This window comes from Bacillus sp. CCNWLW194 (assembly GCF_037120585.1).
Lineage (GTDB): Bacteria > Bacillota > Bacilli > Bacillales > Bacillaceae_G > Bacillus_A > Bacillus_A basilensis.
Window position 1 is genome coordinate 23642 of record NZ_JBBBBL010000029.1, and the last position, 10640, is coordinate 34281.

Sequence of the window (10640 nt, forward strand, 5' to 3'; positions counted from 1 at the left end):
TTATCATAAATCGTATCAAAGAACCTATAGAACATGTAGAGTATCTCGTAAGGGCGTTAAGTGACTGGGAGTTCTGTTTTGATTAAAAAATAAACTGCGTATAAATAGTAAAAAGAGTCCATCATAACCGATGGGCTCTTTTTACTATTTATTAAAATGAGGTACTGTTAAGATTTCTCAAGATTCACTTCTCATATTACACGGTCTTTTTCAATGTCTTTATATAACGCACTGTAATTAAAATCATAACAATGGTAAATGCGCTTATTGATGTTAATAATATACCAATAGACACTATACCTTGATCAACTAATTCTATAGACTGCAATGGTAGAGACCATATATATAAAAATCCCAACTTTGCTTCTGAAAAAATAAATACCCCAATTAAAGATAGAATTATATTAAGAAATGTAAAAGTGATAGATGTTTTTATAAATAAGAATAATAAAAGTTGCACAGTTATTAGAGGCAGTGTTGCAACAACAGAAGTGAAAAATACTTTAACCATGAATAATAAAGGAAATGGATCTGTAAAATCAAAATATCTTCCTGATACATATAAACTTATTAAAGCGATTAAGTGTACTACAGCAAATAATAACACACTAGATACAAATTTAGATAAAACAATTTTAAAGTTAGTAACCGGGGATAAATGCATTATTTTCCAATTAGTTTTACTTTCAAACTGGCAGAAGAAAGTTGTTATCATCCCTGAAATGACCGGGAGAAAAAAACCAACATAGAAAAAAGATACTAACATCCATACGCCCATCCATTCATTATCCAAACCATGATTATATTTTCCTACAACGTATTTAGTATACATAACCATTGAATATATAATCGGACAAAGTGCTAAGATGAAAAATGTAATTTGTTGTGGATGCTTTCTTATTTTTATCCAGTCGGAATAAATTAAATTTATCATTTGAAATCTCCTTTTTTAATTTTTATTATTGGTTTTAATAAATATGATATATCCAATTCCTAAAATAACAGCAGTAATAGGAATTCCCGCTAGCATGTACCATTTATCGTACACCCATAATGTATTAAAAACCTCTAGATTATTCACATAATTAATTGGAGAATATAAAGTTTGATATGAAATAGGGAACCACCAAAGCTTAGTTGAACTTAATATATCGCCGAAAAGATACGAACATAGGGCTAGCGTTACAATCACTGATTGATTCGATACGTTAATGGATATAATGAACGCCAAAGCACAGAATGGAACGCTAATAAGAAATGGATATAACGTAAAAACAAATACCTGCTGCATTGAAACCGCATCCAAAGAGATACCTAAACCTGGAATTAATAATACTGTACAAAGCATATGCATTAAGGTTGTAATAATAAAGGCAATCATAACAACCACAAACTTACTTAGATACACATTTAATTTCTGTACTGGATACGATAGTGTTCTGGCCCACGTAGAATTTTTATATTCAATATTGTTTACACTCGCTATAATAAACACAATAAAAAAGTTTAAGATGTATTTTAAGATTTGTAGATTTATGCCAAATACCGTTTCTAATTTAATAGCATGATAATTACTATAATAATTTAATCCGATGAATTCACCCAATCCAAGTATAATAGGCCCTAAAATAATCAAAAACAGTAAATGACTTTTTCTATATTTTATATACTCAGTAGCTAATACACTCCTCATACACTTACAGCACCTTTTCCAACAATATCTAAATATGCTTCCTCTAAATTCTGCTTTTTAGTTTGGAAAGATTGAATAAAAATCTGATTAGATACTAGTAATTGTTGAATATCATTAAGTGATTTATCATCATAATATTCAACGCTAAAGATATTATTATTTACATGGAAGATATAGTTAGATTGTTCAAGTAATTTCTGAGTAAGGGCTGTATTATTAACTGTAAATTCAACAATATTTAATGATTGTTTATTTTGTAAGGAAGATAATAAACCTTGGTATTTTATTTCTCCTTGATGAATAATTCCGATATGATCGGCCATTTGTTCAACTTCACTTAGAATATGACTTGACAAAATTATAGTAGAATTAAATATACTTGGTGCCTTTTTTATAAATTCTTTTACTTCATAAACTCCCTGTGGATCTAATCCATTAGTGGGCTCATCTAATATTAATAATTCAGGATTATTCATGAATGCAGCAGCTAATCCTAAACGCTGTTTCATACCAAGTGAATATTTTTTAAAGGCACGGTTTCGGTCTTCATATAGTTTAAATAAATTCAAAAGTTCCTTTATATGTTCTTTATCATTAACATTCTTCAATTTAGAAGCAATTAATAAATTTTCGTACCCCGATAAATGATCATAAAAGGTCGGAGCTTCAATTAATGAACCTGTTTTAGATAAGATTTCAATTCTATTTTTTTTGATATCCTTTCCTAATACTTCTACAGTCCCCTCGTCTGCTTCTATTAATCCTAGTATGATTTTAAAAAAAGTAGATTTACCCGCTCCATTCGGACCTAATAATCCAAATATTTCACCCTTTTTAATAGTTAAATCAATTCCTTTTAAAACATGTTTGTCTTTATACTTTTTATGCAAACCTTTAATATTTAAAACTTGATTGTTCATAATATCAACCACCTGAATTTAGAATTTTAAATTAAGTTTAAATTTCATTCTTATATTTACTTATTATTAATATCTTTTACTAAAATCTCCAAATAGAATATAAAGCAAAGGTTAATACCCATTTTCTATAATCTACATATCATTTTTAATATTTAACTGTCGTTCCACTACACGCTTTTACTAGATGATAATATTAATTCACTCACTATTATCATCTAGTAAAATAATAGTGAGTGAATTTTACAAAATACCATTAACACAGGTTAATTAAGAACAAAATTATTTAACACTATTTGTACTCTTATAACTATTAACTAATCCATATCCATATTGATCATCTTTACCAGTCGCACCTAAATCAGTAGCACCATCTTTTAAATACTTAATAGTTATATCTGACGAAGGTTTTGTAGAATGAAGCTCATAATACCTTGATATAATAGCTCCTAATGTACCAGATACTGATGGTGCGGATAAGCTAGTCCCTAGGTTTAACGTGTAGCCTTTTGGTGTATTTAGTTGAGCATCTAACATAGTAGGTGCTAAGTACGTTGGATAGGTAGTACCAATTAAATAGGATGGATCAAATTTGAATTGATTATCAATAATTGTTCCATACGAACCACTTGGTGCACTAAAGTCTACCTCTGGACCAAAGTTGGAGTAATTTACAAATTCATCGTTCTTGTCTGTTCCTGATACCGTTAATACATTACTTAATCCACCAGGTACATGAATTTTATATAATACACCTTTCTCATCATCTACTTTTTCAAATGGTTTATCCAAGTTTATTCCTTCATTTCCTGCTGAAGCAACTATAATGGAATTTTTTTCTTTCGCATATTGAATAGCCCTTTCATATGCCTTTATAATTGCGTTCTCATCGTCTAAATTTATAGCCTTATATGTTCCTAAACTTAAGTTTATTACGTCTGCTCCGTTATTTGCTGCATCAATAATAGCCTGTATAGTCCAGACTGACTCACCATCTTTTTTTCCAATAACTTTATATGGGGTAATAGTTATATTAGGAACAATTCCTTTTAATTTATCATGAGCTGCAATAATCCCTGCAACCTGAGTACCATGGCCATTTTGATCTAACAGATCCGGCTCGCTAGGGACATAGGATTTCCCTTCTAAATACTTAATACTATCTTTAAGTTCAGGGTGGTTATAATCTACACCACTATCAACTAAAGCGATGTTTACATTTTTTTCTCCTAAAGTTATCTCGTGAGATTTATAATTATCCGTTACCTTGGCAATTTGCCAAGGTGGCGAAACATTCGAGACAGGTTCATTAATAGTAATGGAATTCAATGTGCGTTTCGAAGATAAACTATATTTCAACTTATTAGTTGCAAACTGCTCATTTGGATTTAAAATCTTTGGATCCTGTAAAGTTAATTTAGCACTATTAGCAACATTTTCTATAGATGCTTTAAACTTAGTACGTATTTTACTATCTAAATCGGATTGAATATTACTATTAGTTTCTTTATATGAAATCATTTGGATTTCTGGAGTATATTTAATCTCAATTGCGTTATTTTCCTTTAAAAAGTTTATAATATTTTCTTTGTTATTCTTTTGAATTTCGTTATCCAAAAGAATAAATTTATAATTATCCGTTGTATCTATTTTTTCTGCTTTTACCGGTTGTGTAACTAAACTTAACAAGAATACGGAAAGTATAGTCATAAGAATTTTTAGCTGTTTCATGTATCCGTCTCCTTTTATAATTTAGCCTCTTCTAACCTTAAAATAGAAGGAATTGAATTATAGTCAGATTGTTGTAAAAGACCTACTCCAATCCCACTAAGGCCTGTCATTAAACCAAACGATTCAGTTCCCGTACTGACCCCTTTTTTCCAATTATGCGTTTTAGAATACTCTAAAAGTTGTATACCAATAGAATTTGCTCGTTCGTAAGATGTTTTATCTTGTAACACTTTTGCTGCATACAAAAGAATATCTAAATTTCCAAAATCCCCATGACATAGTGAACGATTATGACCAAACGATTTATCAATAGTTGTATCTAGAGCCGCATATATATTTTGATCGAGTATACTATTTTCATAATTACTTTCTTTTAACATTAGCCTACTTAATAGGATTCCTGGTGCACCATGACACCAAGCAACAGAATGATTATCCTTAGAAGGAAGTTTCCAATTTTTATGATTTGGATCATAGAAACTATTTTCATAGGATAAAACTTTATCTGCTAGTTCTAAAATATTGGGATTGTTTATATATTGATTGGCTGCCACCAAAGCAGTAATAATACCTGCCGTTCCATGAGAATATCCAATCCATGAAATATCGTCTCTTTGTTTCCAAGAGACATGCCCCTCTTTCCCAGGATGATGATATGCAGCATTTATTAAGTATTCACTTGCTTGTTTGAGAAGTTTTAGATATTCCTTATTACCACTATCTTTATAAAGAGCTATTAGTACTCCGATTACCCCTGCAGTTCCATCAATAATATCAAATACTTTATCTTGCGATAATTTACTAACAACCATTTTCATAGAATCGAGTATGAGTTGTTCATATTGTTTAGTATGTGATAATTGATTAATATGATTTAAAGCATAAATTGAACCACTAACGCCACTAAAAGTACCAATATTAAACATTCTTTGCTCAGGTAATCTTTGGAGTGAATTAATTACAGGATAAATAGACTTCTCAGCCGTTAGTTTATAATCATTTCTTCCCGTCAAATGATATAAATAACTAAAGAATAGAGAAATACCGCTTAAGCCATTATATAAATCTAAATCAACAGGATAAATATCCCATTTATATTCATTAGAGGCAGATATTACGGTACTAATCCAGCAAAGATCAGATTGATCATTTCCTTCTATAGCATTAGCAATTAAATAATCCCCTATATGACGTGCCTCAATTAAAAATTCCTTAGATTTATTAGCATGAATATGGACCTTGCGATATGGATCAATAGCTTGTTCATTTGCACCAAATGTAGCTGAATGTGCTAAAAAGCTCATTCGCATAATTCGAATTTGTTGTGAGCAATCTACAATATTAAGGTCATCGATTTTCTGTATTACAGCTTCTAAAGGAGATGACTCAAAATAGTTTTGAATACAAATTTGCTCTCTATGATATAAATGATTGCTACTCACCGTTGTATAAAAATATGGAATATCATCATTGAGTAGATCAGTTTTTTCGGATTTAATAATTTCTTTTGGTTTATTCTCTGGTTCCAATGCCAGAGTGTGGAAATAAATATCTCGGTTATATCCTTTTTGTAAAAAATCAGGATGTTTACTTTTTCTTAGTAATTCACCGTATACAGCGGTAGGTCTTAGAATCATTCTTACTATCGTATTTTTAAATTTATCTGATATATAATTGCTATACTGTTGTTTATTATTTAAAATCCATTCATAAATATATTTAAAGCCATCTATTATAACGTCTACATGATCTTTATATGAAACTTTTTCACCTTTAAAAATCGGCTTGTTTTTTTCAAATTCATTTACTTTAACATATTTATATGTTGCATCTACGTGCATCACATCTGTATTCTTTGCTTCTACTGAAGGTACCTTTAATGGATATAATTGGTCATTTTTATCACTAAGACCACTTAAATCAAGACCTTTATAATTAGGATTATCGCTATTAAATGCAAGAAATGGAATAATTCCAGTGGATCTAACAGATCTATTAATTAGATTTAGAGCTTTATTATGAGCAGACCCATTCTTTTCTTCTAATATTTTTGCATGGTGGAATAAAGATTCAAGGTCAATTGGAACCGGATACTCACCCATCGCTATAATATTCTCATAATGAAAGTCCACAGCATTTAAACTATATAAAACGCCTAATAGACTCCCCATTTTAAAATAAAATGATTTAAGTTGTTCTTCCGTTTTGCATTCTATATTATCAATATATTCAACCCAACCATAAGAATGTTTATCGATGATTTTTGGTGAATACAGTTGAGCTTTATTATTAACTTGATTATTTATCCAAGCAGTTAAATCATTAAATGCCGCTTCGACACCAATTGATCGAGGCTTATAAATAAGTTTTATATTAGGAAGAAATTCAATTAATGACACCGTTTTGCCATCATTATGTTCATCACCAAGCCCTAATGTAATGGTCATTAGTTTATTTGTCTGAATATCAATATTAAATGTCTCTTGGATTTGTACCTTATCTTGTTCAAGATTATAGTAAAGAGTAATAATATTATTTGACCAATGGATTAATGTAGTTAACATTGTTCTATATAAAGCAGGATATGTATCCTTAAAATAAACAAAAAACTCATTTGTACTAATGTAAGAACAAAAATGATTGTAACGCTCTTCCGAGGTTTCTCCTTTTAAATTTTCAAGAACGCGTTGAATGTTAAGTTCTAATATTAATGTTTTGTGGGATAATTCATATAATCTTTTATACATATATTCTAGTGGTGCCAATAATTGTGACTCTTCAAAGAACGAATATGTATTCAATGATTTATGAACTTTAGAAAATGAGTAACTCATAAATTTTTTAAAAAAATTGTAAAAAGTTGCTTTTGATAAATGCTCTTCGATTGTTGGGGGAAATTCATATGTTTGGAAACTGTCAAACTCTGAGAAGGTTAATGATAGCAGTGCATCTACTTTATCTACACTGTATTCATCATGTTCTAATTGAGATAGAGTTGATAACTGAATACCTGAAAGATCCTTTAAGATCCCTTCAAATTTATTTTCGTTGTTTTCAAATGTTTTTTTCCAATAATTTATGTAATCCGTAGAATATGGAACTATCTGATCATTAGTTTTTATTTCATCAATAAATGCACTATGCTTTACAGACACTTTACTACTCCTTTCATTAATAAGAGAAGTAGATTCTCTACTTCTCTTATATATTTTATAAAAATAATTAATTACAAGAAGGCATACATTCTTTTGTTAACGTACAATATCCACCATTATTACCTAACCAGCTACTTAGACCTTCTGGCGTTACATCTCCTTCACCAGCACCAAATAGAGACTGAATTTCTTTAGAATCAACTTCTCCCGCTGGATGGTTTGGTGCATCCTCGTTTTTAGAACGCTCTACTGGATTTTTCCATGCTTCTACTACTTTTTTTGATGAACTCATATTTAACACTCCTATAAATTTTATTATTGTTTTATATAAATAATCAGTTGCAAGAAGGCATACATTCTTTTGTTAACGTACAGTATCCACCATTATTACCTAACCAGCTACTTAAACCTTCCGGCGTTACATCTCCTTCACCAGCACCAAATAGAGACTGAATTTCTTTAGAATCAACTTCTCCTGCTGGATGGTTTGGTGCATCCTCGTTTTTAGAACGTTCTACTGGGTTTTTCCATGCTTCTACTACTTTTTTTGATGAACTCATATTTAACACTCCTATAAATTTTATTATTGTTTTATATAGATTATCAGTTAAATAAAAATATATTTTTTAATTAAATTATGTTATCTATATAGAAATTAACATCTGCTTGTGCATTTTGTTGTTGGACAAAGACTTGCTGTAACCGCAATAGTAGCTCCAATAATTGTTGGTGTTGCTGGCGTCGTTTCTGGATTTACATCCCCCGCTCCCGCTACTTTCTTTAATTCATTTTCATCGATTGAACCGATTAATTCTTTCGTATCGAACTCTTGATTACGTAATTTAGCTAATTTTTCATTCTTTGACATATTGAACATCCTCTCAATTTTTTAATTTATTATTAACAACGGCTTGTACATTTTGTTGTTGGACAAACACTAATTGTTGCTCCGACCAGAACCGTAGTAACTGTAGCTGTAGTTGGAGTCGTCTCTGGATTTACATCTCCCGCTCCCGCTATTTTTTTTAATTCATTTTCATCAATTAAACCAATTAATTCTTTCGTATCAAACTCTTGATTACGTAATTTAGTTAATTTTTCATTCTTCGACATATTGAACATCCTCTCAATTTTTTAATTTATTATTAACAACGGCTTGTACATTTTGTTGTTGGACAAATACTTACTGTAGCTGCAATAGTAGCCTCAACGATTGTTGGTGTTGCTGGCGTTGTTTCTGGATTTACATCTCCCGCCCCCGCTACTTTCTTTAATTCATTTTCATCGATTGAACCGATTAATTCTTTCGTATCGAACTCCTGATTACGTAGTTTAGCTAATTTTTCATTCTTTGACATATTGAACATCCTCTCGATTTTTAATTTATTCTGGATAACGAGTTATACATTTCACTTTATGGTGCAAAAATTAATACTTACTTCAAGATTAACTGCGATAGTTATAACCTCAGTTGGTATTGCTCCTGGGTTCACATCTCCCGCTATCTTTTTTAGTTCATTTGCATCGATTACACCAATTAGTTCTTGTATATCAAACTCTTAATTACGTAATTTAGCTAATTCTTTATTTTCCGATTATTATTTTCGAATATTGCGAAAATAATAATCGGATTACTCCTAATTTCATTAATAACGATTACTGCTGGGTTTAGATATTATAGAAAGTAGTTTATAGTGCCTTTAATATAAAGCTGTCTGTTTAATCCATTGTAAGACTATTAAAGGCATCATTATTTTCTTGAAATCAAATGATAACTGAATTTGATCTTCTAACTCTCCATGTATGTGTAATTGCTTTTGTAAGGCTAACATACACTCTGTAGTTTGGTCCTGTAACCTTGGATACATAAATTCTTTTGAATGATGAATGCTTGTACTTTGGTTTATCATATATCCAATAGCTATAGGCCCTTTTTTTTCACCTATTCCTGCTTTAAATTCTTGAATATTGATGGCTTTTAAATGAATAAAATGATCATTATGAAAATCTATTGCATAAGCACCTGGGGTAGATATACCAGTTACAATATTCGGTTGGAATACAAATAAAATAGGTAACAAAGCTGTAAATGTTTGATTGTGAAATGCTTCATATAGAATTTGTGCTAAAGTATCAATATGAATAAATGGTTGAGCTAGACTAATCGATTCTCTTTGGGATGCTTGTTTATTCAATAGTTGTTTGTAAACATGATATGGCAATACGTCTTGTTCATTCGAAATGTTTTTTAAATGTTGATTATTTTTCCCACCAAGATCCAAATGATAATTTATATTGTTTATCATATCTATGGAATTTTTTATCTCTAGCATCAGATTAACTACCTCCTTGCTGTCTAACTTTCTGTACCTAAAATATACGTGTTAATTTATGTTAATAACAATTAGTAAAATTTAGTTAAAAACATTTAAAATTATTGTTGTTTTTTTCTATATTATTTTACATGTTTTGTAATTCTGGGAAGTTTCTATAGAATTTAACCTTGTACAAATAAAAATATTACTATCTTTGAAAATAAAATTAACTACTTAGTTTCATTTAAAGCAAAGCTAATATAATAAAAAAAACAGGTGGAACTTACTTTCCACCTGTTTTTTATCTATGAATTATTTAATAAGGGTATGTATTTGAAGGAAACCTTGAATATGGGGATTAATTAATCAGCACCTGGAGTAATATCAGCGTAGAAAGTTGGGATGTCTTCTACACTAGTTTGTGCAGCTACATTTTGTGTAGTATCTGTACTAGTTAGATCTTCAGATAAAGAAATACCGGATAACATAATAGCTGTAGTAAGAATGACATAAATTTTTTTGATTTTCATAATTCCAACCTCCGTTAGTAGTTGCTTTGTTAATTCAAATACTAATGGATTTCCTTTGTTAAACGGAATTAGTAAAAATTTCCGATTTATAATTCACTTTTTTTATAAAAATAAGTTACCTATTTAACCAATTTTATTTGTAATTTGCCTCATGGTGTAAATTAACCTTGTACAAATAAAAATATTACTATCTTTGAAAATAAAATTAACTACTTAGTTCCGTTTAAAGCAAAGCTAATATAATAAAAAAAACAGGTGGAACTTACTTTCCACCTGTTTTTTATCTATGAATTATTTAA

General features: G+C 29.8%; 13 protein-coding genes. All 13 read right to left on the minus strand.

The annotated features are described in order from the left end of the window. Positions 1–196: 196 nt before the first annotated feature. Positions 197–934, minus strand: a complete 738-nt coding sequence (locus V7S50_RS32540; protein WP_242256609.1) for an ABC transporter permease — start codon at positions 932–934, stop codon at positions 197–199. A gap of 15 nt (positions 935–949) precedes the next feature. Then, a complete protein-coding gene (locus tag V7S50_RS32545) occupies positions 950–1693 on the minus strand; it encodes an ABC transporter permease (protein ID WP_001258080.1) in 744 nt (247 codons plus the stop codon). After that, positions 1690–2613 carry an ABC transporter ATP-binding protein gene (locus tag V7S50_RS32550; protein ID WP_336376765.1) on the minus strand — a complete coding sequence of 308 codons (924 nt, stop codon included), beginning with the start codon at positions 2611–2613 and terminating at the stop codon, positions 1690–1692. Before V7S50_RS32550 ends, V7S50_RS32545 begins: the two co-directional genes overlap by 4 nt. A 279-nt stretch (positions 2614–2892) precedes the next feature. Further along, on the minus strand, positions 2893–4341 hold the full coding sequence (locus V7S50_RS32555) for a S8 family serine peptidase (protein ID WP_242256608.1): 1449 nt from the start codon (positions 4339–4341) through the stop codon (positions 2893–2895). Positions 4342–4355: 14 nt separating this feature from the next. Continuing rightward, entirely contained in the window at positions 4356–7496 is a 3141-nt protein-coding gene (locus V7S50_RS32560) for a type 2 lanthipeptide synthetase LanM family protein (RefSeq protein WP_242256606.1), read from the minus strand. Positions 7497–7563: 67 nt separating this feature from the next. Then, positions 7564–7788, minus strand: coding sequence for a lichenicidin alpha family lanthipeptide (locus V7S50_RS32565; RefSeq protein WP_033692916.1), 225 nt, complete (start codon positions 7786–7788; stop codon positions 7564–7566). A 43-nt stretch (positions 7789–7831) separates the two neighbouring features. Continuing rightward, positions 7832–8056 carry a lichenicidin alpha family lanthipeptide gene (locus V7S50_RS32570; protein WP_033692916.1) on the minus strand — a complete coding sequence of 75 codons (225 nt, stop codon included), beginning with the start codon at positions 8054–8056 and terminating at the stop codon, positions 7832–7834. Positions 8057–8151: 95 nt separating this feature from the next. Continuing rightward, positions 8152–8364, minus strand: a complete 213-nt coding sequence (locus tag V7S50_RS32575; protein ID WP_033692917.1) for a class II lanthipeptide, LchA2/BrtA2 family — start codon at positions 8362–8364, stop codon at positions 8152–8154. 32 nt (positions 8365–8396) lie between these two features. Further along, entirely contained in the window at positions 8397–8609 is a 213-nt protein-coding gene (locus V7S50_RS32580; RefSeq protein ID WP_097879613.1) for a class II lanthipeptide, LchA2/BrtA2 family, read from the minus strand. Positions 8610–8641: 32 nt separating this feature from the next. Further along, complete coding sequence (locus V7S50_RS32585) at positions 8642–8854, minus strand: class II lanthipeptide, LchA2/BrtA2 family (RefSeq protein ID WP_000041628.1); 213 nt, start codon at positions 8852–8854, stop codon at positions 8642–8644. Between the two features lie 51 nt (positions 8855–8905). Next, positions 8906–9046 (minus strand): class II lanthipeptide, LchA2/BrtA2 family, encoded by a 141-nt coding sequence (locus V7S50_RS32590; protein ID WP_194956682.1) that lies wholly within the window; start codon positions 9044–9046, stop codon positions 8906–8908. 150 nt (positions 9047–9196) lie between these two features. Then, positions 9197–9829, minus strand: coding sequence for a hypothetical protein (locus V7S50_RS32595; protein ID WP_242256634.1), 633 nt, complete (start codon positions 9827–9829; stop codon positions 9197–9199). A gap of 344 nt (positions 9830–10173) precedes the next feature. Beyond that, the gene (locus V7S50_RS32600) at positions 10174–10341 is read right to left on the minus strand and encodes a hypothetical protein (RefSeq protein ID WP_242256632.1); all 168 of its coding nucleotides are present in this window, start codon (positions 10339–10341) and stop codon (positions 10174–10176) included. Positions 10342–10640: the final 299 nt, after the last annotated feature.

Excerpts from the sequence above, each read along its gene's own strand:
- V7S50_RS32540 (WP_242256609.1), bottom strand. The coding sequence starts at position 934 with ATGATAAATTTAATTTATTCCGACTGGATAAAAATAAGAAAGCATCCA.
- V7S50_RS32545 (WP_001258080.1), bottom strand. The coding sequence starts at position 1,693 with ATGAGGAGTGTATTAGCTACTGAGTATATAAAATATAGAAAAAGTCAT.
- V7S50_RS32550 (WP_336376765.1), bottom strand. The coding sequence starts at position 2,613 with ATGAACAATCAAGTTTTAAATATTAAAGGTTTGCATAAAAAGTATAAA.
- V7S50_RS32555 (WP_242256608.1), bottom strand. The coding sequence starts at position 4,341 with ATGAAACAGCTAAAAATTCTTATGACTATACTTTCCGTATTCTTGTTA.
- V7S50_RS32565 (WP_033692916.1), bottom strand. The coding sequence starts at position 7,788 with ATGAGTTCATCAAAAAAAGTAGTAGAAGCATGGAAAAATCCAGTAGAG.
- V7S50_RS32570 (WP_033692916.1), bottom strand. The coding sequence starts at position 8,056 with ATGAGTTCATCAAAAAAAGTAGTAGAAGCATGGAAAAACCCAGTAGAA.
- V7S50_RS32575 (WP_033692917.1), bottom strand. The coding sequence starts at position 8,364 with ATGTCAAAGAATGAAAAATTAGCTAAATTACGTAATCAAGAGTTCGAT.
- V7S50_RS32580 (WP_097879613.1), bottom strand. The coding sequence starts at position 8,609 with ATGTCGAAGAATGAAAAATTAACTAAATTACGTAATCAAGAGTTTGAT.
- V7S50_RS32585 (WP_000041628.1), bottom strand. The coding sequence starts at position 8,854 with ATGTCAAAGAATGAAAAATTAGCTAAACTACGTAATCAGGAGTTCGAT.
- V7S50_RS32595 (WP_242256634.1), bottom strand. The coding sequence starts at position 9,829 with ATGCTAGAGATAAAAAATTCCATAGATATGATAAACAATATAAATTAT.
- V7S50_RS32600 (WP_242256632.1), bottom strand. The coding sequence starts at position 10,341 with ATGAAAATCAAAAAAATTTATGTCATTCTTACTACAGCTATTATGTTA.